The 22,538-nt window shown below is 54.4% G+C and carries 20 protein-coding genes and 8 tRNA genes; 26 read left to right on the top strand and 2 right to left on the bottom strand.

Going from position 1 to position 22,538, the window contains the following annotated elements; all coding sequences use genetic code 11:
- The first annotated feature begins 134 nt into the window (after window positions 1–134).
- The 8 genes from WFP70_RS12495 (at window position 135) to WFP70_RS12460 (ending at window position 900) form a co-directional block, all read left to right on the top strand.
- Window positions 135–211 (top strand) — tRNA-Met (locus WFP70_RS12495).
- A 7-nt stretch (window positions 212–218) separates the two neighbouring features.
- A tRNA-Leu gene (locus tag WFP70_RS12490) sits at window positions 219–303 on the top strand.
- A gap of 21 nt (window positions 304–324) precedes the next feature.
- Window positions 325–399 (top strand) — tRNA-Gln (locus WFP70_RS12485).
- 34 nt (window positions 400–433) lie between these two features.
- Window positions 434–508 (top strand) — tRNA-Gln (locus WFP70_RS12480).
- Between the two features lie 28 nt (window positions 509–536).
- Window positions 537–613: transfer RNA gene (locus WFP70_RS12475), tRNA-Met, on the top strand.
- 6 nt (window positions 614–619) lie between these two features.
- Window positions 620–694: transfer RNA gene (locus WFP70_RS12470), tRNA-Gln, on the top strand.
- Window positions 695–723: 29 nt separating this feature from the next.
- Window positions 724–798 (top strand) — tRNA-Gln (locus WFP70_RS12465).
- Between the two features lie 27 nt (window positions 799–825).
- Window positions 826–900 (top strand) — tRNA-Gln (locus WFP70_RS12460).
- Window positions 901–986: 86 nt separating this feature from the next.
- On the opposite strand, the gene ubiF is transcribed toward WFP70_RS12460, so the two are convergent.
- Window positions 987–2,159 carry a 3-demethoxyubiquinol 3-hydroxylase gene (ubiF, locus tag WFP70_RS12455; RefSeq protein ID WP_211728093.1) on the bottom strand — a complete coding sequence of 391 codons (1,173 nt, stop codon included), beginning with the start codon at window positions 2,157–2,159 and terminating at the stop codon, window positions 987–989.
- A gap of 169 nt (window positions 2,160–2,328) precedes the next feature.
- Here ubiF and miaB point away from each other — a divergent pair, with 169 nt between their 5' ends.
- The 9 genes from miaB (at window position 2,329) to WFP70_RS12410 (ending at window position 11,637) form a co-directional block, all read left to right on the top strand.
- Window positions 2,329–3,753: a tRNA (N6-isopentenyl adenosine(37)-C2)-methylthiotransferase MiaB gene (gene miaB, locus WFP70_RS12450; protein WP_337023515.1), complete on the top strand. Its 1,425-nt coding sequence runs from the start codon at window positions 2,329–2,331 to the stop codon at window positions 3,751–3,753.
- Window positions 3,754–3,958: 205 nt separating this feature from the next.
- On the top strand, window positions 3,959–5,032 hold the full coding sequence (locus tag WFP70_RS12445; RefSeq protein WP_058960793.1) for a PhoH family protein: 1,074 nt from the start codon (window positions 3,959–3,961) through the stop codon (window positions 5,030–5,032).
- On the top strand, window positions 5,029–5,502 hold the full coding sequence (ybeY, locus tag WFP70_RS12440; protein WP_034829084.1) for an rRNA maturation RNase YbeY: 474 nt from the start codon (window positions 5,029–5,031) through the stop codon (window positions 5,500–5,502). Before WFP70_RS12445 ends, ybeY begins: the two co-directional genes overlap by 4 nt.
- An 84-nt stretch (window positions 5,503–5,586) precedes the next feature.
- Complete coding sequence (gene corC, locus WFP70_RS12435; RefSeq protein WP_034829075.1) at window positions 5,587–6,468, top strand: CNNM family magnesium/cobalt transport protein CorC; 882 nt, start codon at window positions 5,587–5,589, stop codon at window positions 6,466–6,468.
- A gap of 4 nt (window positions 6,469–6,472) precedes the next feature.
- Window positions 6,473–7,999, top strand: a complete 1,527-nt coding sequence (gene lnt / locus WFP70_RS12430) for an apolipoprotein N-acyltransferase (RefSeq protein ID WP_337023516.1) — start codon at window positions 6,473–6,475, stop codon at window positions 7,997–7,999.
- Window positions 8,000–8,438: 439 nt separating this feature from the next.
- Entirely contained in the window at window positions 8,439–9,332 is an 894-nt protein-coding gene (locus WFP70_RS12425) for a glutamate/aspartate ABC transporter substrate-binding protein (protein ID WP_058960796.1), read from the top strand.
- Between the two features lie 161 nt (window positions 9,333–9,493).
- Window positions 9,494–10,234: an amino acid ABC transporter permease gene (locus tag WFP70_RS12420; protein ID WP_034829069.1), complete on the top strand. Its 741-nt coding sequence runs from the start codon at window positions 9,494–9,496 to the stop codon at window positions 10,232–10,234.
- A complete protein-coding gene (gene gltK / locus WFP70_RS12415) occupies window positions 10,234–10,911 on the top strand; it encodes a glutamate/aspartate ABC transporter permease GltK (protein ID WP_058960797.1) in 678 nt (225 codons plus the stop codon). Before WFP70_RS12420 ends, gltK begins: the two co-directional genes overlap by 1 nt.
- Entirely contained in the window at window positions 10,912–11,637 is a 726-nt protein-coding gene (locus WFP70_RS12410) for an amino acid ABC transporter ATP-binding protein (RefSeq protein WP_034829065.1), read from the top strand.
- 74 nt (window positions 11,638–11,711) lie between these two features.
- Here WFP70_RS12410 and WFP70_RS12405 read toward each other — a convergent pair whose 3' ends face one another.
- On the bottom strand, window positions 11,712–12,194 hold the full coding sequence (locus WFP70_RS12405; RefSeq protein WP_058960798.1) for a zinc ribbon-containing protein: 483 nt from the start codon (window positions 12,192–12,194) through the stop codon (window positions 11,712–11,714).
- A 343-nt stretch (window positions 12,195–12,537) separates the two neighbouring features.
- Between WFP70_RS12405 and leuS the strand changes: the two genes are divergently transcribed.
- From leuS to rlpA, 9 genes are all read left to right on the top strand, one after another.
- A complete protein-coding gene (leuS, locus tag WFP70_RS12400) occupies window positions 12,538–15,120 on the top strand; it encodes a leucine--tRNA ligase (protein ID WP_160867874.1) in 2,583 nt (860 codons plus the stop codon).
- Between the two features lie 14 nt (window positions 15,121–15,134).
- The gene (lptE, locus tag WFP70_RS12395) at window positions 15,135–15,734 is read left to right on the top strand and encodes an LPS assembly lipoprotein LptE (RefSeq protein ID WP_337023517.1); all 600 of its coding nucleotides are present in this window, start codon (window positions 15,135–15,137) and stop codon (window positions 15,732–15,734) included.
- Window positions 15,731–16,762 (top strand): DNA polymerase III subunit delta, encoded by a 1,032-nt coding sequence (holA, locus tag WFP70_RS12390; protein ID WP_038648309.1) that lies wholly within the window; start codon window positions 15,731–15,733, stop codon window positions 16,760–16,762. Before lptE ends, holA begins: the two co-directional genes overlap by 4 nt.
- The gene (nadD, locus tag WFP70_RS12385; protein WP_337023518.1) at window positions 16,755–17,399 is read left to right on the top strand and encodes a nicotinate-nucleotide adenylyltransferase; all 645 of its coding nucleotides are present in this window, start codon (window positions 16,755–16,757) and stop codon (window positions 17,397–17,399) included. The genes holA and nadD overlap by 8 nt, the downstream gene beginning before the upstream one ends.
- Before the next feature lie 91 nt (window positions 17,400–17,490).
- On the top strand, window positions 17,491–17,808 hold the full coding sequence (gene rsfS, locus WFP70_RS12380; protein WP_038648315.1) for a ribosome silencing factor: 318 nt from the start codon (window positions 17,491–17,493) through the stop codon (window positions 17,806–17,808).
- A 3-nt stretch (window positions 17,809–17,811) separates the two neighbouring features.
- A complete protein-coding gene (gene rlmH, locus WFP70_RS12375; protein ID WP_038648318.1) occupies window positions 17,812–18,282 on the top strand; it encodes a 23S rRNA (pseudouridine(1915)-N(3))-methyltransferase RlmH in 471 nt (156 codons plus the stop codon).
- Between the two features lie 34 nt (window positions 18,283–18,316).
- Window positions 18,317–20,221, top strand: coding sequence for a peptidoglycan DD-transpeptidase MrdA (gene mrdA / locus WFP70_RS12370; protein ID WP_160867876.1), 1,905 nt, complete (start codon window positions 18,317–18,319; stop codon window positions 20,219–20,221).
- An 8-nt stretch (window positions 20,222–20,229) separates the two neighbouring features.
- Complete coding sequence (gene mrdB, locus WFP70_RS12365; protein WP_160868002.1) at window positions 20,230–21,342, top strand: peptidoglycan glycosyltransferase MrdB; 1,113 nt, start codon at window positions 20,230–20,232, stop codon at window positions 21,340–21,342.
- 10 nt (window positions 21,343–21,352) lie between these two features.
- The gene (gene rlpA / locus WFP70_RS12360; RefSeq protein ID WP_337023519.1) at window positions 21,353–22,453 is read left to right on the top strand and encodes an endolytic peptidoglycan transglycosylase RlpA; all 1,101 of its coding nucleotides are present in this window, start codon (window positions 21,353–21,355) and stop codon (window positions 22,451–22,453) included.
- Window positions 22,454–22,538: the final 85 nt, after the last annotated feature.

Here is a 22,538-nt window from a genome sequence, read left to right as displayed (position 1 = left end):
TAAATCGCCACCCTGGTTACAAGCCAGTCAAACAGGCGTTTTAAGGCAAAAAACGGCAAAAAACTTGTTGACGCTACAAAGCTCAATACGCATAATGCGCCCCGCAACGCCGATGAAGGTTAGCGAAAAAAGATGGCTACGTAGCTCAGCTGGTTAGAGCACATCACTCATAATGATGGGGTCACAGGTTCAAATCCCGTCGTAGCCACCATCTTTTCGCGGGAGTGGCGAAATTGGTAGACGCACCAGATTTAGGTTCTGGCGCCGCAAGGTGTGCGAGTTCAAGTCTCGCCTCCCGCACCATTTCAGTCTTCGGCAGCCGGATGGGGTATCGCCAAGCGGTAAGGCACCGGTTTTTGATACCGGCATTCCCTGGTTCGAATCCAGGTACCCCAGCCAATCCGATATTTACTCGTGGATGCGAGTCGACAAATGGGATATCGCCAAGCGGTAAGGCACCGGTTTTTGATACCGGCATTCCCTGGTTCGAATCCAGGTATCCCAGCCATTATCGGATGCAGTAAGCAGTAAACTCAGGCTACGTAGCTCAGCTGGTTAGAGCACATCACTCATAATGATGGGGTCACAGGTTCAAATCCCGTCGTAGCCACCAAATTTTTGGGGTGTCGCCAAGCGGTAAGGCTCTGGTTTCTGATACCAGCATTCCGGGGTTCGAATCCCTGCACCCCAGCCATATTAAAGATAATTTGTAACGCCATTAATTGGGGTGTCGCCAAGCGGTAAGGCTCTGGTTTCTGATACCAGCATTCCGGGGTTCGAATCCCTGCACCCCAGCCAATTAAAGACAATTTGAAGACGCATTATTGGGGTGTCGCCAAGCGGTAAGGCTCTGGTTTCTGATACCAGCATTCCGGGGTTCGAATCCCTGCACCCCAGCCAAATTGCACAATAAAGCCCGCTTTTGCGGGCTTTATTGTTTTCTGCATCCGGGAAAATGCCAGGAGCGCCCTGCGACGCTCTGCCATCTATAAGCCCAACGCGTACTTCAGCGCCTTACGTTTCAGCGCTCCGGCATTCTCCGCTGCAATCAATCCCAGATTACGCACAAAACGCAATGGGGCCAGCGTGTTGCTAAAGGCAAAATAGAACAGATCCATCCCACCCTGCATTAGCAAATTATCGTTATAGCGTTGACGATGATAGCGCTTTAACACCGCATCCGATGACCATAACTGAGCCTGGCTGCGCGCCTCCACCAACGTATTGATCAACGCATCAACATCGCGATACCCGAGGTTTACGCCCTGTCCGGCAAGGGGATTGATGGTGTGTGCTGCATCACCCACCAGCGCCAATCCCGGCAAAACATAGCGCGTAGCGTGGCGACGAACCAACGGGAATGAGGCTGCTTTCTTGACCTGAACCCGCCCAACGCGTGCCGGGAAATGGGCGTGAATCTCTTTTTCAAGCTGTGACAATGGCAACGCCTGTAGCTGGCGAATACGCGCCGGTGCGTCATACCACACCAGAGAAGCGTGGCGATCAAACAGCGGCAGAAAAGCACGTGGCCCCTCTGGCGTAAATTGCTGCCAGGTCGAATCCCCCGCATCATGCTCACATTCGACGCTAATCAGCATGCAGGACTGCGCGTATTGCCAGCCACGGACGCCAATTCCCGCCAGCTGGCGCACGCGCGAGTTGGCGCCATCCGCGCCAACCACCAGCCGCGTATCCAGCGTGGTACCATTATCCAGCTGGACCTGCCAGCCGCCACGATGCGATTGAAGCTGCTGCAGGCTGGCGGGACAAATCAGCGTGATCCCCTCTTCCTGCATCTTTTCCCACAGCGCACGTTGCAGCACGCTGTTTTCCACCATATATCCCAGCTCTGGCAAGCCCAGCGAGGCAGCATCAAAGGTCACATGTGCACTTTGCCACTCCCAGGTTTCGAGCTTGCGATAAGGCGCACAGCGCATCGCCAGCACGCGTTCCCACACATTCAACTGACGCAGCAGTGCTACCGACGAGGCTCCAATCGCGGAAATGCGGACATCGGGCGGGCTTTCTGCATCAAACGCAGCGGGTTCGGCACGTTCAATCACCGCCACACGAAATTGCTGCTGTGCCAGTCCACAAGCCAGCGCGGCACCGACCATACCGCCGCCCACCACCACCACATCAAAATGTGAATCCTGCATTGACTCTAATCCTTCTGCTTGTCGTGATAGCTCACGTCATCACGTTGATAGATAAAGTGTACCGGAAATTTGCTGCACAATCTCAGACCCTGCTGTGCTGGTCACAACAGCAGCAAAGCATTACAATACGCGCCCTGCACTTCCCTGCTCTGAATCAATGGCTAGTTCGATGACCAAAAAACTGCATATTAAAACCTGGGGCTGTCAGATGAATGAGTACGATTCATCAAAGATGGCCGATCTGCTGAACAGCACGCACGGTTACACCCTGACCGAGGACGCTGAAGAGGCGGATGTCCTGCTGCTCAACACCTGCTCGATCCGTGAGAAGGCGCAGGAGAAGGTTTTCGCGCTGTTAGGACGCTGGAAGAAATTGAAAGCGATAAATCCTGACGTGATTATTGGCGTCGGCGGCTGTGTCGCTTCGCAAGAAGGTGAACGCCTGCGTGAACGCGCCAATTACGTGGATATTGTGTTTGGTCCACAGACGCTGCATCGCTTGCCAGAGATGCTGAATCAGGTGCGCGGGACGAAAAGCCCGGTGATTGACATCAGCTTCCCGGAAATCGAGAAATTTGACCGTCTGCCAGAACCGCGTGCAGAAGGCCCGACGGCCTTTGCCTCCATTATGGAAGGCTGTAACAAATACTGTACTTTCTGCGTGGTGCCTTACACCCGAGGCGAGGAAGTGAGCCGTCCATGTGACGATATTCTGTTGGAAATCGCGCAACTGGCTGCGCAGGGCGTGCGAGAAGTGAATTTACTGGGCCAAAACGTCAACGCCTATCGCGGCACGACCTTTGATGACCAGCTCTGCAGCTTCGCGGAACTGTTGCGTCTGGTGGCGGCCATTGATGGCATCGACCGCATCCGCTTTACCACCAGCCATCCGATTGAATTCACTGATGACATTATTGATGTCTACCGTGACACGCCAGAGCTGGCGAGCTTCCTGCACTTGCCCGTTCAGAGCGGTGCCGATCGTATCCTGACGCTGATGAAGCGTGCGCACACCGCGCTGGAATATAAAGCCATCGTCCGCAAGCTGCAGAAAGCACGTCCTGATATTCAGATGAGTTCAGATTTCATCATTGGTTTCCCTGGCGAAACGCAGCAGGATTTTGAGCAGACGATGAAACTGGTGGGCGACGTGAATTTCGATGTCAGCTTCAGCTTTATCTACTCGGCCCGTCCGGGTACGCCTGCCGCTGATTTGCCTGACGATGTTTCGGAAGAAGAGAAAAAGCAGCGCCTGTATATTCTGCAGGATCGCCTCAATCAGCAGGCGATGGCGTGGAGCCGCCGCATGCTCGGCACCACACAGCGTGTGCTGGTAGAAGGCATCTCACGTAAAAATGTCATGGAACTGACCGGACGCACCGACAACAACCGCGTGGTGAACTTCGAAGCGCCTGTTGAGATGATCGGTAAGTTTGTTGACGTGGAAATTGTCGATGTCCATGCCAACTCGCTGCGTGGCAAACTGATCCGCACTGAAGATGAAATGGCATTGCGTGTCAGCCTCAGCCCCGATGCGGTGATAGCCCGCACGCGCCGTGAAAATGACATCGGTGTCGGTCTTTACCAGCCTTGATACTCCAACTTTGCGCGGCAGTGCACAAGGTGCTGCCGCCTGTTTCATCCCGTGCCCCTTGCATTCCACCTGCAACGCCCAAATATCGTTTCTGTAACTTGCAGCCGGGCCTTGCCCCATAAATAATTCCGTATAGATGCTCAATCTGTGATGGAGCATTGGATACACCTTCTTCAACTGGCCCTGAGTGACCCAAAGGATTCATTTGAATATCGAAACTCGTGAAATCGCCCTTGAACCGGCTGATAACCGCCGACTGATGAGCCTGTGCGGTCCGTTTGATGACAATGTGAAGCAGCTGGAAAAACGCCTCGGTGTCGAGATCAACCGCCGGGACAACCATTTCAAACTGGTGGGCCGATCGCTCAGCGTTGACGCAGCCATCAACATTCTGCGTGACCTGTACGTGAGTACTGCGCCAGTGCGTGGCCAAATCCCGGATATTGAACCGGACCAGGTGCATCTGGCGATCAAAGAGAGCCGTGTACTGGAGCAAACCGCCGAAAGCGTGCCGGAGTTTGGTAAGGCGATTCACATCAAAACCAAGCGCGGTGTGATTAAACCCCGTACGCCCAATCAGGCGCAGTATGTGGCTAATATCCTCGACCATGACATCACCTTCGGTGTGGGTCCAGCTGGTACCGGTAAAACCTATCTGGCGGTGGCCGCTGCCGTTGATGCCCTGGAACGTCAGGAAATCCGCCGTATTTTGCTGACGCGCCCTGCGGTAGAGGCCGGCGAAAAACTGGGCTTCCTGCCGGGTGACCTGAGCCAGAAAGTCGATCCTTACCTGCGTCCGCTCTACGATGCCTTGTTTGAAATGCTCGGCTTTGAGCGCGTGGAAAAGCTGATGGAGCGCAATGTGATTGAAGTGGCTCCGCTCGCTTACATGCGCGGCCGCACACTCAATGACGCCTTTGTGATTCTCGATGAAAGTCAGAACACCACCATCGAGCAGATGAAGATGTTTCTGACACGTATCGGTTTCAACTCCAAAGCGGTGATCACCGGTGACGTCACACAGATTGACCTGCCGCGCAGCACCAAATCCGGCCTGCGTCATGCCATTGAGGTTTTGGCGGAAGTCGATGAAATCAGTTTTAACTTTTTCCACAGCGAAGACGTGGTGCGTCATCCGGTTGTCGCACGCATCGTGAATGCTTATGAAGCGTGGGAAGAAGCCGATCAGAAGCGCCGTGACAAACTGGCAGAAGAGCGCAAGCGTGAAACGCTAGCGTCTCAACTTGCCGCCCCATCCAGCCCGCAGGAGCCTTCATGAGCGCGGTGATTTTAGATTTACAGTTGGCCTGTGCCGATGAAAATGGCCTGCCAGCCGAACCCGCTTTCCAGCGCTGGCTCGAAGCCGCCGTGACGCCTTTCCAGCCGGAAAGTGAAGTCACCATCCGTCTGGTGGATGAAGCGGAGAGTCATGAGCTTAATCTGACTTATCGCGGTAAGGATAAGCCGACCAACGTGCTCTCTTTCCCGTTTGAAGCGCCCCCCGGGATTGAACTGCCACTGCTGGGCGACCTGATTATTTGTCGTCAGGTTGTTGAGCAAGAAGCGGAAGAGCAAGGCAAAACCGTTGAAGCCCACTGGGCGCATATGGTAGTCCACGGCACGCTACACCTGCTGGGCTATGACCATATTGAAGATGAAGAAGCCGAAGAAATGGAGGCGCTGGAGACCGAGATAATGCTTGCTCTTGGTTATCCTGACCCGTACATTTCGGAGAAAGAAGACGCCTGATCCCCTTAGGTTCAGGTTATTGCGCTGCTGGCGCGGATGCCAGCAGCTCCTTTCCCTCACCAGAGAGAACGAAATAAAAACGCCATGAGCGACGACCATTCTCAAAACAGCGACGCACCCAGTAGTAAAAAGGGATTTTTCTCCCTGTTAATTAACCAACTTTTTCACGGTGAACCCAAAAACCGTGATGAGCTACTGGGACTAATCCGCGATTCTGAGCAAAAAGAGCTGATCGACCAGGACACCCGCGACATGCTCGAAGGGGTGCTGGATATTGCCGAACAGCGCGTGCGTGACATCATGATCCCGCGCTCCCAGATGATCACCCTTAAACGCAACCAAAGCCTTGAAGAGTGCCTTGCGGTCATTATTGATTCCGCCCACTCGCGCTTCCCGGTGATCAGTGAAGATAAAGACCACGTCGAAGGCATTTTGATGGCCAAAGACCTGCTGCCGTTTATGAGCAGCGCGTCTGAGCCTTTCAGCATTGAGAAAGTGCTGCGCACCGCCGTGGTGGTGCCTGAAAGTAAGCGTGTCGACCGCATGCTGAAAGAGTTCCGTTCCCAGCGCTATCATATGGCGATTGTCATTGACGAATTCGGTGGCGTTTCCGGGCTGGTCACGATTGAAGATATCCTCGAACTGATCGTGGGTGAAATTGAAGATGAATATGACGATGAAGAAGATCGTGATATCCGTCAGTTAAACCGCCATACCTACACGGTGCGGGCGCTTGCGCCTATCGAGGATTTTAACGAGGTATTTGGTACCAGCTTCAGTGATGACGAAGTGGATACCATTGGCGGTCTGGTGATGCAGGGATTCGGCCACCTTCCCGCGCGCGGTGAAAGTATCGACATTGATGGTTACCAATTCAAAGTCGCGATGGCCGATAGCCGCCGTATCATCCAGGTGCATGTGAAAATTCCGGAAGACTCTCCACAACCGCAACTGGAAGACGAATAATTTTATGGCTTTAGCCTCTCTCTACTCGCAGCAGCGGGTTCGCCTGCTGCTGGCTTTGATTGCGGGTGCCGTTGGCACCCTTTCCTTTTCTCCCTATGATTTTTGGCCTGCCGCATTAGTTTCCCTGGCGGGACTGCAACTGTTGCTACTGGATCGCCGCAGCCCTCAAGCCGCCGCGATTGGCTTCGTCTGGGGCTTTGGGCTGTTCGGCAGTGGCATTAACTGGGTTTACGTCAGCATCGCCACCTTTGGTGGTATGCCTGGCCCGGTTAACGTCTTCCTGGTGATATTGCTGGCCGCTTACCTGGCGATTTATCCGATGCTGTTTGCGGCGGTGCTTAATCGCCTGTGGCCACGTGCGAACTTGTGGCGTATGGTGCTGGCGGCACCGGCATTGTGGCAAATCAGCGAATTTCTGCGTGGCTGGATCCTCACCGGATTCCCGTGGCTGCAGTTCGGCTACAGCCAGATCGACGGTCCACTCAAAGGCCTTGCGCCGCTGGCGGGCGTTGAAACCATCACTTTCCTGTTGATGGTGATCGCCGGTCTGCTGGTGCATGCGCTTTATCATCGTACGGTGAAGAGCCTGGTGGCGGCCGCGGTATTGTTGCTGCTGCCGTGGCCACTGCGCATGTTGCAGTGGTATCAGCCGCTGCCGGAACGCAGCGTGGACGTGGCGATGGTGCAAGGCAACATTCCCCAGTCGATGAAGTGGGACCCACAGCAGTTGCTGAATACATTGCGTGTGTACACCTCTTACAGCCAGACTTATATGGGCAAAGCGCCCATCATTATCTGGCCGGAATCGGCGATTACCGACCTTGAAAGCAATCAGCAGCCGTTCCTCAAAGCGCTGGATGCCGAACTGCGCGAGCGCGGCAGCTCGCTAATTACCGGGATTGTCGATTCACGCGTTGAAGGGGATAACCGCTACCACGATTACAACTCCGTAATTGTGCTGGGCGGCGAGCAGCCTTACAGCTATCAAAGCCATAACCGTTATCAGAAAAACCATTTGGTGCCGTTCGGGGAATTTGTGCCGCTGGAAGATCTGCTGCGTCCGCTGGCGCCGTTCTTCGATCTGCCAATGTCGTCGTTCAGCCGTGGTGCCTATGTGCAGCCGCAGTTGAAGGTGGCGGGTTATGATCTTACCAGCGCCATCTGCTACGAGATTGTGTTGGGCGAGCAGGTACGAGCCAACTTCCGTCCTGATACCAACTTCCTGCTGACAGTCTCTAACGATGCCTGGTTTGGTCATTCTATTGGCCCCTGGCAGCATTTCCAGATGGCGCGTATGCGTGCACTGGAACTGGGCCGTCCGCTGTTGCGATCCACCAACAACGGTGTGACTGCCGTCGTGAATGCCAACGGCGAGGTTGAAAAAGAGATCCCGCAGTTCACGCGTGACGTACTGGAAGCTAAGGTGACACCCACCACCGGTGAAACTCCGTACGCCAAAGCAGGTATCTGGCCGGTGTGGATTCTGACGTTAATTGGCATCGTTATTGCGATTATGCGTCGCCGCCACTGACACTCCGATCACATTCTGACAGGCGAAGTGCTCACTTCGCCTTTTTTTTGCGCTTTTTTCCGCTCCCATCGGCTACGCTTTACCAGATTCTCTGCTGGCTTTTTCACGCATTTCACCGTGCTGGCACGATCATTGCTATTTATTTCAGTGATTTTCTCAACATCAGCGTTTTGTCAGCGTAATGCCATGTTCACGCACTATTATTTGGCACTGACACGCACCGAAACGGCGCAATGGCTTTTTATTGCCTCTTAATGGTGCGGAGCGGCTCGCAAAAAACAAACTTTTTTGTTTCATTGCGTTAACAATTCGCTATGTTAATCACTATCCTGCGCGCAGTTGCGCTAAGGGATAACTAAAAAAGCAGCACGAAATACACACAACATCACAATCTGCGCAGTTTATGTTCTGCGCAACATCCATTCAAAGGAGTAGGAACATGCAGACACGCAAAGTGGCATTATCTCTTCTGCTGTTGGGAGCAGCAGCGGGAGCGGCCCAGGCGGAAGATCTCACCGGCACCCTGAAAAAAATTAATGATAGCGGCGTGATCGTCGTTGGGCATCGTGAGTCATCAGTTCCCTTTTCTTACTACGACAACCAGCAAAAAGTGGTTGGCTATTCACAAGACTACTCAAACGCCATCGTAGCGGCGATCAAAGCCAAGCTGAACAAGCCTGATCTGCAGGTAAAAATGCTGCCGATCACCTCTCAGAACCGTATTCCACTGCTGCAAAACGGCACTTACGATTTTGAATGTGGTTCTACCACCAACAACCTGGAACGTCAGCAGCAAGCCGCATTCTCCGATACCGTCTTCATCATCGGTACGCGTCTGCTGGTGAAAAAGGGTGGCGATATCAAAGATTTCGCGGACCTGAAAGGCAAAACCGTTGTCGTGACCTCTGGTACCACTTCTGAAGTTCTGCTGCACAAGCTGAACGACGAGAAGAAAATGGATATGCGCATCATCAGCGCCAAAGACCATGGCGATTCTTTCCGTACGCTGGAAACCGGTCGTGCCGTGGCCTTCATGATGGATGACGCGCTGCTGGCGGGTGAACGTGCTAAAGCGAAGAAACCAGACGACTGGCAGATCACTGGCACACCTCAGTCGAAAGAAGCCTACGGCTGTATGCTGCGTAAAGAAGACCCGCAGTTCAAACAGCTGATGGATGAAACCATCGCGAAAGCGCAGACCTCGGGTGAGGCCGCTAAGTGGTTCGATACCTGGTTCAAACAGCCAATCCCACCGAAGAATCTGAACATGAACTTCGAGCTGTCTTCTGACATGCAGGCGCTGTTCAAAGCACCAAACGATAAAGCACTCTGAATTAACAATGAAAACAAGGGCAGTTAGGCTGCCCTCTCGATTGCTGAACACGCGGTGCGGACAGACAGACTGCAACAGGTCGTTCCCCTGAAGCAGGACGCAAGACACCGCTCAACAATCTTATGGGTAGCCTCGCTACCCTTTTTTTACCGGAGCTCGTTATGGGTATCGATTGGAACTGGGGCATCTTTTTACAACAGGCCCCGTTCGGCAATACGACTTACCTCGGCTGGCTGTGGTCCGGATTTCAGGTTACCGTTGCGGTTTCCTGCTGTGCCTGGATTATCGCCTTCCTGGTAGGTTCCTTCTTCGGCATTCTGCGTACCGTGCCCAATCGACTGCTGTCGACCATTGGTACCTGCTACGTGGAACTGTTTCGTAATATCCCACTGATCGTCCAGTTCTTCTTCTGGTATCTGGTGGCGCCAGAACTGGTTGGCGAAAAACTGGGGATGTGGTTTAAAGCAGAACTGGACCCCAATATTCAGTTCTTCGTTTCCTCAACCATTTGCCTCGGCTTGTTCACTGCTGCGCGCGTTTGTGAACAGGTACGTGCCGCGATTCAATCATTGCCACGCGGTCAGAAAAACGCAGGGTTGGCGATGGGGCTGACGCTGCCACAAACTTATCGTTACGTGCTGCTGCCGAATGCTTATCGCGTGATTGTGCCGCCGATGACCTCGGAAATGCTGAACCTGGTGAAAAACTCTGCCATCGCTTCGACCATTGGTCTGGTGGATATGGCGGCGCAGGCCGGTAAGTTGCTCGACTACTCGGCGCACGCCTATGAATCTTTCACCGCCATTACCCTGGCTTACGTGGGTATTAACCTGGTGATCATGCTGATTATGAGTTTGGTAGAACGTAAAATTCGCCTGCCCGGCAATCTGGGAGGCAAATAATGTACGAGTTTGACTGGAGTTCGATTCCTCCCAGCCTGCCCTATTTGTGGAATGGCTTGATCATCACCTTCAAGATTACCGCCGTCGCCGTGGTGTTCGGCATTATCTGGGGCACGATTCTGGCCGTGATGCGTCTGTCGCCGTTCGCGCCGATTCGCTGGTTCGCTAAGCTGTACGTCAACCTGTTCCGCTCCGTCCCGCTGGTGATGGTGCTGCTGTGGTTCTATCTGGTGGTGCCTGCATTACTGCAACAGGTATTGGGACTTTCCCCCAAAACTGACATTCGCCTGATTTCCGCCATGATTGCTTTTGCACTGTTTGAAGCGGCCTACTATTCGGAAATCATCCGAGCGGGTATCCAGAGCATCTCACGCGGACAGTCGAATGCTGCGCTCGCGTTGGGTATGACGCACTGGCAATCAATGAAATTGATTATCCTGCCGCAGGCGTTCCGCGCCATGGTGCCACTGCTGCTGACGCAGGGCATTGTGCTGTTCCAGGATACATCGCTGGTGTATGTGCTAAGCCTGGCTGACTTCTTCCGTACCGCCTCGACGATTGGCGAGCGTGACGGTACCCAGGTTGAAATGGTTCTGTTTGCCGGTCTGGTCTATTTTGTGATCAGCCTGAGCGCTTCGCTGTTGGTTAGCTATCTGAAAAGAAAGAGGACGGTTTAAATGATTAGCCTGAAAAATGTTTCTAAGTGGTATGGTCACTTTCAGGTGCTGACCGACTGCTCCACCGAAGTGAAAAAAGGTGAAGTGGTGGTGGTCTGTGGACCGTCCGGCTCAGGTAAGTCAACCTTGATTAAAACGGTGAACGGTCTTGAACCGGTGCAGGAAGGCAGCATTCAGGTTAACGGTACCGAAGTGAACAACAAGAAAACCAACCTGGCACAACTGCGCAGCAAAGTCGGTATGGTGTTCCAGCACTTCGAACTGTTCCCGCACCTCAGCATTGTCGATAACCTGGTGCTGGCGCAGGTCAAGGTGTTAAAGCGAGATAAAGCCGCTGCGCGTGAGAAAGGTCTCAAGCTGCTGACGCGTGTTGGTCTGGCTGCGCATGCGGAGAAGTTCCCTGGACAACTCTCGGGCGGCCAGCAACAGCGTGTGGCGATTGCTCGCGCGCTCTGTATGGACCCCATCGCGATGCTGTTTGACGAACCGACATCTGCGCTCGACCCAGAGATGATCAACGAAGTGCTGGACGTCATGGTGGAGTTGGCGAACGAAGGCATGACCATGATGGTGGTGACGCACGAGATGGGCTTTGCGCGCAAAGTGGCCAATCGCGTGATCTTTATGGATGAAGGGAAAATTGTCGAAGACACTAACAAAGATGACTTCTTTAATAACCCGCAGTCCGACCGCGCAAAAGACTTCCTCGCGAAGATCCTGCATTAATTAGCGCTCTCAATTGCGCCGCTGTATGGATGGGGTTTCCCCATTAATCACGCAGCGGCGCGATTTTCCGCAAATCAAGGCTCAAAAGGCTGACGCTGGAAATGATCGTGCCCACACTCCGGGCAGCGCGTTAAGCTCTCCGGTGTATAGATCGCCCGGGTAAAACCGCACTTCTCACACACCAGGTTACCCAACCCCACCACTTCACCGCTTTGATAAACACCGTGATGTCGTAGATCCTGAAACACCTCGCGCCACTCTAACTGGCTTTTGTCCGTGATATCCGCCAGTTCTTTCCATACGCTCTCGCGAATGACGCGCAAGAATACGGAGTCACCGAGCACATCTGAAGATTCCTGATAACTGAGCGCGAACTCATGTAAATCACGCCTGACCGCCCGCATCACCTCATTCACTTCAGAAGAGGTCAGCGTCTTTTTCGCTAATAACTCCTGCCGTGCCTCAGCGACCAGGGCATCAACATCACGCTCACCCTGCTCCAGCCGCTGGGTTAATGCCGCTATCGTTGCACGATACTCCTGCGCCACGTTATTCATTTTGTTCTCCTTTCCGCGGGAATAGCTGATAGTAAGTTTAGCTGTTCTGTCATATTTGCCGTGACGAAAGCGGAGTAAATCGCAAAAGGGTGAAAGCGGCGGCGCATTGAGTAGAAATCCGCTCAGCCGGGGCGTGAAATGTTGTTGAGGAAGAGCCTTATGGGTATGCTATGCGGATCTAAATGTATGCGAACCCGTCATACTTCAAGTCGCAGGTGCGTTGGCTGCACGTGTTCACGCCGTCGCTTACTTCGTTAAGCGCGAGCGTATTCACACCTTTGCCGCCTGCCTGTGACGTGAACTATTCAGGGTTAACGATTTTCATAAAGGACCACAGGCAGCCATGCAAGAGCAATACCGCCCGGAAGAGATAGAATCCCGCGTCCAACAGCACTGGGACGAAAACGAAACCTTTAAAGTGACCGAGCAGGAAGGCAAAGAGAAATACTACTGCCTTTCTATGCTGCCCTATCCTTCTGGCCGCCTACACATGGGCCACGTGCGTAACTACACCATCGGCGATGTGATTGCGCGCTATCAGCGTATGCTGGGTAAAAATGTCCTGCAGCCGATTGGCTGGGATGCGTTTGGACTGCCAGCCGAAGGCGCTGCGGTAAAAAACAACACCGCGCCCGCACCATGGACTTATGACAACATCGAATACATGAAGAACCAGCTCAAACTGCTGGGCTTTGGCTATGACTGGAGCCGCGAATTGGCGACCTGCCAGCCAGAGTACTATCGCTGGGAACAGTGGTTCTTCACCAAGCTGTATGAAAAAGGCATGGTCTATAAAAAGACCTCAGCGGTGAACTGGTGCCCGCATGACCAAACCGTACTGGCTAACGAACAAGTTATCGACGGCTGCTGCTGGCGCTGTGACACCAAAGTTGAGCGCAAAGAGATTCCTCAGTGGTTCGTGAAAATCACCGCTTACGCGGAAGAACTGCTCAACGATCTGGATAAGCTGGAAGACTGGCCTGAAACGGTCAAGACCATGCAGCGTAACTGGATTGGCCGTTCTGAGGGCGTGGAAATCACCTTCGATGTAGCGTACAGCGAAGAGAAATTAACGGTTTACACCACACGTCCGGACACCTTCCTCGGTGCCACCTACGTTGCTGTGGCAGCTGGCCACCCACTGGCGCGCCAGGCTGCGGCCAGCAACCCTGCGCTGTCTGACTTCATCGCAGAGTGCAGCACCACCAAAGTGGCTGAAGCAGATATGGCGACGATGGAGAAGAAAGGCATGGCCACCGGCCTGTTTGCTATCCATCCGCTGACGGGCGAAGAGATCCCAGTCTGGGTCGCTAACTTTGTCCTGATGGAATACGGCACCGGCGCAGTGATGGCTGTTCCAGGCCATGACCAGCGTGACTGGGAGTTCGCGACTAAGTACAACCTGAACATCAAACCAGTAATCCTGAATCTGGATGGTTCAACGCCTGATCTGAGCGAAGCGGCGATGACCGATAAAGGCGCGCTGTTCAACTCGGGTGAGTTCAACGGTCTGGATCATCAGGCGGGCTTCAACGCTATTGCTGATGCATTGGCGGCGAAAGGCGTCGGTGTGCGTAAAGTCAACTATCGTCTGCGTGACTGGGGTGTGTCCCGTCAGCGTTATTGGGGCGCGCCAATTCCAATGGTGACACTGGAAGACGGCACCGTGATGCCAACGCCAGAAGATCAGCTGCCAGTGATTCTGCCAGAAGATGTGGTGATGGACGGTATCACCAGCCCGATCAAAGCCGATCCTGAGTGGGCGAAAACCACAGTTAACGGCCAGCCAGCGCTGCGCGAAACCGATACCTTTGACACCTTTATGGAATCATCCTGGTATTACGCGCGTTACACCTGTGCCAATTACAACGAAGGCATGCTGGATCCTGCCGCTGCGAACTACTGGCTGCCGGTAGATCAGTATGTCGGTGGTATCGAACACGCCATCATGCACCTGATGTATTTCCGCTTCTACCACAAGCTGCTGCGTGACGCGGGCCTGGTGAACTCTGATGAGCCAGCCAAACGTCTGCTGTGTCAGGGTATGGTTCTGGCCGATGCGTTCTATTACACCGGCGCGAACGGCGAGCGTAACTGGGTTTCTCCGGTTGATGTTAGCGTTGAGCGCGATGAAAAAGGTCGTATTGTTAAGGCTGTCGACAACGCAGGCCGCGAAGTGGTTTATGCCGGCATGAGCAAGATGTCCAAGTCGAAAAACAACGGCATCGATCCACAGCTGATGGTTGAACGTTACGGTGCCGATACCGTGCGTCTGTTCATGATGTTTGCTTCACCAGCAGAAATGACGCTGGAATGGCAGGAATCGGGTGTAGAAGGTGCGAACCGCTTCCTGAAGCGCGTGTGGAAACTGGCCTACGAACACGTAGCGAAAGGTGCCACCGTGGCGCTGGACCTCAATGCACTGAACGACGATCAGAAAGCGCTGCGTCGCGATCTGCACAAAACCATCGCCAAGGTGGCCGATGACGTGGGTCGTCGCCAGACATTCAACACCGCTATCGCTGCCATCATGGAGTTGATGAACAAGCTGACTCGTGCCCCGCAGGAGAGCGATCAAGATCGCGCACTGATGCAGGAAGCGCTGGTGGCGGTCGTTCGTCTGCTCTATCCGTTCACGCCGCACGCCAGCTATGTTCTGTGGCAGGCGCTGGGCGGAGAAGGTAGTGTCGATGAAGCCAGCTGGCCGGTTGCGGATGAATCCGCGATGGTGGAAGATTCACTGCTGGTCGTTGTACAGGTGAATGGCAAAGTGCGCGGCAAGATTACCGTTGCGCCGGATGCTACGCAGGAGCAGGTTCAGGCGCGTGCTGCGCAGGAGCACATTGTGGCGAAATATCTGGAAGGCGTCACACTTCGTAAAGTGATTTATGTCCCTGGCAAACTGCTTAACCTGGTCGTAGGTTAAGTTCAGGAGGAACTGTGCGACAACTGATTATCAGGCTGTTTGTCCTGCTTGCGGTGATGATCACCGCAGGCTGTGGTTTTCACCCGCGTGGCACCACTGCGGTGCCGCAAGAAATGAAGACGCTGATTGTCCAAACTGGCGACCCATATGGGCCGCTAGCACGTGTTGTGCGCCAGCAACTGCGCATTAACAACGTCAATATCGTCGAAGATAGTGATGCGAACACGGCTCAATATCCCACTCTGCGCCTTGGGGCAGCAAGAACGGGACGAGACACAGCATCGGTGTTTATCAGCGGAACGACCGCTGAATATTCACTGGTGATGACTGTCACCGCACAGGTCGTGATTCCGGGTAAAGGCATCTATCCGATTAGCACAACTGTATACCGTTCCTTCTTTGATAACCCTAACGCCGCACTGGCGAAAGATGCTGAGCAATCAATGATCTATGAAGAGATGCGCCAGCGTGCCGCCGAGCAACTGGTGCGTAAACTGTTAACGGTTCATGCCGCGCAGGAAAGCAACAAAGACACGTTGCCACAGCCGGAGATCATCGCACCAGGTGAGAATTCACCAGAAGTGCCCTCTTCGTCAGCAACCAGTCTGCAATGATCAGGATTTATCCTGAACAACTGAGCGCGCAGCTTCGTGAGGGGCTGCGCGCCTGTTATTTTCTGACCGGCAATGAACCGTTGCTGATTCAGGAAAGTGCCGATGCCATTCGCGCGGCCTCATCTTCTCAAGGCTTTGAAGAACACTTCAGTGTCACTCTTGATGCGCAAACCGACTGGGATGCGATCTTTGCCAGCTGTCAGGCACTCAGCCTGTTCACGCAACGCCAGACCTTAACGCTGCAACTGCCAGAAAACGGTGCCAATGCAGCGATGGCCGAGCAACTGGTTAAACTCGCCAGCCTGCTGCACAGCGATATCCTGCTGGTGCTGCGCATGGCAAAACTGACCAAAGCGCAGGAAAACAGCGCCTGGTTTAAAGCGCTCAGCGCTCATGCCGTGCTGGTTCCCTGCCAGACGCCCGAACAAGCGCAGTTGCCGCGCTGGGTCGCGAGCCGTGCCAAAGCCATGAAGTTGAGTGTTGATGACGCGGCGATTCAACTGCTGTGCTACTGCTACGAAGGTAATCTGCTGGCGCTGGCGCAGGCGCTGGAACGTCTGTCACTGCTGTGGCCGGATGGCAAACTCACTCTGCCCCGCGTGGAAGACGCGGTAAATGACGCTGCGCACTTTACCCCTTTCCACTGGGTGGATGCCCTGCTGGCGGGCAAAAGTAAGCGCGCCCTGCATATCCTGCATCAGCTGGAAAAAGAGGATGCTGAAGGGGTGATTTTACTGCGTTCTCTGCAACGTGATTTACTGACGCTGCTGCATTTGCAGCGCAATCAGGGTAAACAGGGCTTGCGTGCGCTAATGGATCAACAGCGCATCTGGCAAAACCGTCGCGCACTGTTTACCGATGCGCTGCAACGCCTTGATGCACGTCGTCTGCAACGCGCCGTCCATCTGCTCGCCGAACTGGAGCTGACCATGAAGCAGGATTACGGTCAAAACCTTTGGCCGCAGCTTGAAACCTTGTCGCTGCTGCTGTGTCACCGCGATTTTCCCCTAAGCTTTACGGATGTCTAAACTTTACGCGCTGTTTGGCGGCACCTTCGATCCTATCCACTTTGGCCATCTGCGCCCGGTGGAAGCGCTGGCGCAACAGGTAGGGCTGAAAAAGGTCACGCTACTACCCAACAACGTGCCACCGCATCGGCCACAGCCTGAAGCCAGTGCCCGGCAGCGCGTGGAAATGCTGCGCTGCGCGATTGCGACCCGCCCCCTGTTTGATATTGATACGCGCGAGCTGGAACGGGATACGCCGTCATGGACGGTGGCAACCCTTGAAGCACTCCGTGCGGAACGCGGTGCAGAACAGCCCCTCGGGTTTATCATCGGACAAGATTCTCTGCTAACGTTAGCCAAATGGCATCGCTGGCAGGATCTCCTCTCTCTGTGCCATCTGTTGGTGTGCCAGCGACCGGGCTATGCAACGCAGATGGAAACGCCTGAGATGCAGCAGTGGCTGGATGCGCATCGTGCACAGCACGCAGAACAGTTGCATCAAGCACCGGCAGGCTATATCTGGCTGGCTGATACGCCGCTGTTTGACATCTCCGCCACGGAAATACGCCAGCGTCGTCACCTGGGGCAATCCTGCACCGATCTGCTGCCCGATGCGGTTATCGACTACATCGATCGCGCTGGCTTATATCGCGGTTGATCGTTGCGTGCTATACTGCGCCGCTTCATTTTAGGCTATGTTTTCCGGGCATTCAGCCTTCTCGTAATCACCTGTTTTTAAGGGGAACCTTTTGCAAGGTAAAGCACTCCAAGATTTCGTTATTGATAAGATTGACGATATTAAAGGCCAGGACATCATTGCTGTTGATGTTCAGGGCAAATCGAGCATCACCGATTGCATGATCATCTGCACCGGCACGTCGACGCGTCATGTGGTTTCGATCGCCGATCACGTGGTTCAGGAATCCCGTGCCGCGGGTTTAAAGCCGCTAGGCGTCGATGGTAAAGCTGCCGCTGATTGGGTCGTCGTTGATCTTGGCGAAGTGATCGTACACGTGATGCAGGAAGAGAGCCGCCAGCTGTATGAGCTGGAAAAGCTCTGGAGCTAAGCCTTGAAACTGCAGCTTGTGGCCGTCGGCACCAAAATGCCTGACTGGGTTCAGACCGGTTTCATGGAGTATCTGCGCCGCTTCCCCAAGGATATGCCGTTTGAACTGACCGAAGTGCCTGCGGGTAAACGCGGCAAGAACGCGGACATCAAGCGCATCCTGGAAAAAGAGGGTGAAGCGATGTTAGCGGCCGTCGGCAAAGGCAACCGCATCGTCACGCTGGATATTCCAGGGCAGCCGTGGGAAACCCCACAGCTGGCGCAACAGCTTGAGCGCTGGAAACAAGATGGCCGCGATGTCAGCTTGTTGATTGGCGGCCCGGAAGGACTGGCGCCGGCCTGTAAAGCCGCTGCCGAGCAGAGCTGGTCGCTGTCCACGTTGACGTTGCCTCACCCGCTGGTGCGTGTGCTGGTCGCTGAAAGCCTGTATCGTGCCTGGAGCATCACCACGAATCATCCTTATCACCGTGAATAAACGCCTGACAACCTCCAGACAATAAACGCAGCGGATGAAATTACAGAGCAACGCCTTTCGCGATTACACTGCCGAACAGAAACTCTTTGTCCGCCGGGCTTTGGTGGCTTTTGTTGGCATTTTCCTGCTCTCCAGCGTGCTGGTGGTCAACCTCTATCACCTGCAAATCCTGCGTTTCGACGATTACAGCACCCGTTCCAATGAGAACCGCATCAAGCTGGTGCCTGTAGCGCCCAGCCGCGGCATCATCTTTGATCGTAATGGCGTCCCGCTGGCGCTGAACCGCACCATTTATCAGGCCGAACTGGTACCTGAAAAAGTCGATGATCTTAAACAGACGTTGCAGGACCTGCGCCCGGTGCTGGATCTGACGGACGACGATCTTGACGCCTTTGAAAAAGAGCGTAAGCGCTCACGCCGTTTCACCTCTATCCCAGTTAAGACCGCGCTCAATGAAGTGCAGGTGGCGCGTTTCGCCGTCAATCAGTACCGCTTCCCCGGTGTGGAAGTGAAAGGTTATCAGCGCCGCTATTATCCCTACGGTCAGACGCTGACGCATGTAGTGGGCTACGTCTCTAAAATTAACGATCGCGACGTTAAACGCCTCGATGATGAAGGTAAATGGCCTAACTATGCGGCAACGCATGATATCGGCAAGTTGGGCATAGAGAACTATTACGAAGATGTGCTGCATGGCAAAACCGGCTACGAAGAGGTTGAAGTGAACAACCGCGGCCGGGTGATCCGCCAGTTGCATGAGCAATCTCCACAGGCCGGCCGTGATATCTATCTGACCGTTGACCTGAAACTACAGCAATATATTGAAACCCTGTTGGCCGGCAGTCGTGCCGCCGTTGTGGTCAGCGATCCGCGTACCGGTGAAATTCTGGCGCTGGTGTCCACCCCCAGCTATGACCCCAATCTGTTTGTCGATGGCATCTCCAGTAAGGATTACAAAGCCCTGCTGAGCGATGAAAACCGTCCACTGTACAATCGCGCGTTACAGGCATCCTACCCACCCGCCTCAACGGTGAAACCTTATGTTGCCGTTTCTGCGCTGAGTGCAGGGGTGATTAATCGCAATACCAGCCTGTTTGACCCCGGCTGGTGGCAGTTGCCCGGTTCGGAAAAGCGCTACCGCGACTGGAAAAAATGGGGACACGGCCGTCTGAATGTCACCAAATCGCTGGAAGAGTCTGCCGATACCTTCTTCTATCAGGTCGCCTACGACATGGGCATTGATCGCCTGTCAGAGTGGATGACCAAATTTGGCTATGGCCATCGCACCGGTATTGATTTGCCGCAGGAAAGTCCCGGCAACATGCCAACGCGTGAGTGGAAGCTGAAGCGCTTTAAGAAGCCGTGGTATCAGGGTGACACCATTCCGGTGGGCATTGGTCAGGGTTACTGGACTGCAACGCCGGTGCAGATGAACAAAGCCATGATGATTCTGATCAATGACGGCATTATCAAAGTGCCGCATTTACTGCGCGCCACCCGTGAAGGTCAGGCCATGGTGCCGTATCGCCAGCCGCCGGATGCGCCGATTGGCGACATCCACTCGGGATATTGGGAAATCGCCAAAGATGGCATGTACGGCGTGGCCAACCGCGCGAACGGGACGGCGCACAAAAGTTTTGCTGATGCACCTTACAAAATCGCTGCGAAATCCGGTACTGCGCAGGTATTCGGTCTGAAAGAGAACGAGACCTATAACGCGCACAAAATTGCTGAACGCTTGCGTGACCATAAGTTAATGACGGCATTCGCGCCTTACGACAAACCGCGCGTTGCCGTGACCATGATTCTGGAGAACGGCGGTGCCGGCCCGGCAGTGGGTACGGTGATGCGTCAGATTCTCGACCACATAATGTTAGGTGACAACAATACCGTGCTGCCTGAAGCCGCACCGACGCCGCCTGGCTACGAAGGTGAATAAAGATGTCCATGAACGATAGTCCGCAGAAAAGATCGATCTGGACGCGTATCCATATCGATCCCCTGTTTATGCTGATCATCCTTGCGCTACTGGCTTACAGCGCCATCGTCATCTGGAGCGCCAGCGGTCAGGATCCCGGCATGATGGAGCGTAAGCTCGGTCAGATTGCCATGGGTATCATTATCATGCTGGTGATGGCGCAGGTGCCGCCGCGCGTGTATGAAAGCTGGGCGCCCTATCTCTACATTGTCTGCGTGATATTACTGGTGGCGGTGGATGCCTTTGGCCATATCAGTAAAGGGGCGCAGCGCTGGCTGGATCTCGGCTTTGTGCGTTTCCAGCCCTCCGAGATAGCCAAAATAGCGGTGCCACTGATGGTGGCACGCTTTATTAACCGCGATGTCTGCCCACCAACGCTGAAAAATACCGGCATTGCGCTGGTGTTGATCTTCATGCCGACGCTGTTAGTGGCGGCACAGCCTGACCTCGGCACCTCGATTCTGATCGCCGCGTCCGGCCTGTTTGTGCTGTTCCTGTCGGGGATGAGCTGGAAGCTGATTGCCGTAGCGGTGCTGCTGGTGGCGGCCTTTATTCCGGTACTGTGGTTCTTCCTGATGCATGACTATCAGCGCGACCGTGTGATGATGCTGCTCGATCCAGAGAGTGACCCGCTCGGTGCCGGTTATCACATTATTCAGTCCAAGATTGCGATAGGTTCAGGTGGTTTACGTGGCAAAGGCTGGCTGCATGGCACCCAGTCACAGCTGGAGTTTTTGCCTGAACGTCACACCGACTTTATCTTTGCGGTACTGGCAGAGGAACTCGGCCTGGTCGGCGTATTAGTGTTACTGGTACTGTATCTGCTGCTGATTTTGCGCGGCCTGATTATTGCGGCGCGCGCGCAAACCACCTTTGGTCGCGTGATGGCCGGTGGTTTGATGTTGATTTTATTCGTCTATGTTTTCGTTAACATTGGTATGGTAAGTGGTATCTTACCCGTGGTCGGTGTTCCGCTGCCGCTGGTGAGCTACGGCGGGTCGGCGTTGATTGTATTAATGGCCGGATTTGGCATCGTGATGTCGATCCATACTCATCGAAAAATGTTATCTAAAAGCGTTTAAGAGGCTGCACATGCGTAAGGATTGGCTTGGGGTTGCACTGGCATCATTGGTACTGGCTGCCTGTTCCGCACCGGAACAGCAGAATAATACTGCGCCACCGCAGCCGGCCTATAATGGCCCGGTGGTGGAAATCCCAGGCGTTGAACCGCGCTATGAACCGATCAATCCTTCTACCAGCCAGGATTACAGCGTTAATGGTAAAAATTATCGCGTAATCAAGGATCCTTCGAACTTCAGCGAAGTCGGACTGGCCACCTGGTACGGTGCAGAAGCGCAAGGTAATCGCACAGCGATCGGCGAAGCTTACGACCCGGATGCCTTAACTGCGGCACACTCTACTCTGCCACTGCCAAGCTATGTGCGCGTCACTAACCTCGCCAATGGTCGCCAGATCGTGGTGCGTGTTAATGACCGTGGCCCGTATACCCCCGGCCGCATCATTGACTTGTCTCGCGCGGCAGGCGACCGTTTGAATATCTCGAATAATTCCCGTGTTCGCGTGGATTACATCAAAGTCGCACCGGATGGTTCTGTTTCCGGCCCCGGCACCATTGGCACCACAGTGGCGAAGCAGAGCTACGCCCTGCCCGCGCGCCCGGATCTTAACGGCGGCATGGTGATGATGGGTGGCAGCGCCAATACCACGCCTGCACCTGCGCCACAGGATGTTCGCGCAGTCGATAACAGCACCCTGCAGAGTAACGGTGGACTCGGTGCCCCGGTGCAGAGCAGCGGTTTCCTCGGCGCGCCTCAGCCTTTAGCAAACGGTGTACTGGAAGGCAGTGAAGCGGCCGCCACGCCTGTGCAGGCAACATCCGCTGCGCCTGTCGCGGCATCGGTTTCTGCTCCAGCCAGCGCTGCACCTCAGAGAACGCATACCGCCGGTGGTTATGTCGTTCAGGTCGGTGCGGTCAATGATGCGGCGCGCGCCCGTCAACTGGCGACCAGCCTGGGTAAACGTTTTGGCGTGCCTGGAAACGTGGAAGCCAATGGCAACGTTTATCGTATTCAACTCGGTGGTTACAGCAGCCGGGCGGAAGCCGCTGCGTTACAACAGCGCCTGACCACTGAAGCACAGATGAGCTCATTTATTACAACTGCCCGTCCGTAATGTTACGGGCAGTTACCTTTACTGCTGAAACTGATTTGCAAAGCAAGATGTCGCTCGATCGGGCGTTTGCTATAGTAAGGCACTT

Source organism: Pantoea sp. USMM079 (assembly GCF_037153115.1).
Lineage (GTDB): Bacteria > Pseudomonadota > Gammaproteobacteria > Enterobacterales > Enterobacteriaceae > Pantoea > Pantoea communis.
Note: the sequence above shows the minus strand (reverse complement) of the source record. Positions and strands in the feature narration are given on the sequence as shown.

Coding starts and splice junctions, on each gene's coding strand:
- WFP70_RS12405 (WP_058960798.1), bottom strand. CDS start 12,194: ATGAATAACGTGGCGCAGGAGTATCGTGCAACGATAGCGGCATTAACC.
- ybeY (WP_034829084.1), top strand. CDS start 5,029: ATGAGCGCGGTGATTTTAGATTTACAGTTGGCCTGTGCCGATGAAAAT.
- corC (WP_034829075.1), top strand. CDS start 5,587: ATGAGCGACGACCATTCTCAAAACAGCGACGCACCCAGTAGTAAAAAG.
- rlpA (WP_337023519.1), top strand. CDS start 21,353: ATGCGTAAGGATTGGCTTGGGGTTGCACTGGCATCATTGGTACTGGCT.
- holA (WP_038648309.1), top strand. CDS start 15,731: ATGATCAGGATTTATCCTGAACAACTGAGCGCGCAGCTTCGTGAGGGG.
- WFP70_RS12410 (WP_034829065.1), top strand. CDS start 10,912: ATGATTAGCCTGAAAAATGTTTCTAAGTGGTATGGTCACTTTCAGGTG.
- lnt (WP_337023516.1), top strand. CDS start 6,473: ATGGCTTTAGCCTCTCTCTACTCGCAGCAGCGGGTTCGCCTGCTGCTG.
- gltK (WP_058960797.1), top strand. CDS start 10,234: ATGTACGAGTTTGACTGGAGTTCGATTCCTCCCAGCCTGCCCTATTTG.
- mrdB (WP_160868002.1), top strand. CDS start 20,230: ATGAACGATAGTCCGCAGAAAAGATCGATCTGGACGCGTATCCATATC.
- WFP70_RS12420 (WP_034829069.1), top strand. CDS start 9,494: ATGGGTATCGATTGGAACTGGGGCATCTTTTTACAACAGGCCCCGTTC.
- ubiF (WP_211728093.1), bottom strand. CDS start 2,159: ATGCAGGATTCACATTTTGATGTGGTGGTGGTGGGCGGCGGTATGGTC.
- miaB (WP_337023515.1), top strand. CDS start 2,329: ATGACCAAAAAACTGCATATTAAAACCTGGGGCTGTCAGATGAATGAG.
- leuS (WP_160867874.1), top strand. CDS start 12,538: ATGCAAGAGCAATACCGCCCGGAAGAGATAGAATCCCGCGTCCAACAG.
- nadD (WP_337023518.1), top strand. CDS start 16,755: ATGTCTAAACTTTACGCGCTGTTTGGCGGCACCTTCGATCCTATCCAC.
- mrdA (WP_160867876.1), top strand. CDS start 18,317: ATGAAATTACAGAGCAACGCCTTTCGCGATTACACTGCCGAACAGAAA.
- WFP70_RS12425 (WP_058960796.1), top strand. CDS start 8,439: ATGCAGACACGCAAAGTGGCATTATCTCTTCTGCTGTTGGGAGCAGCA.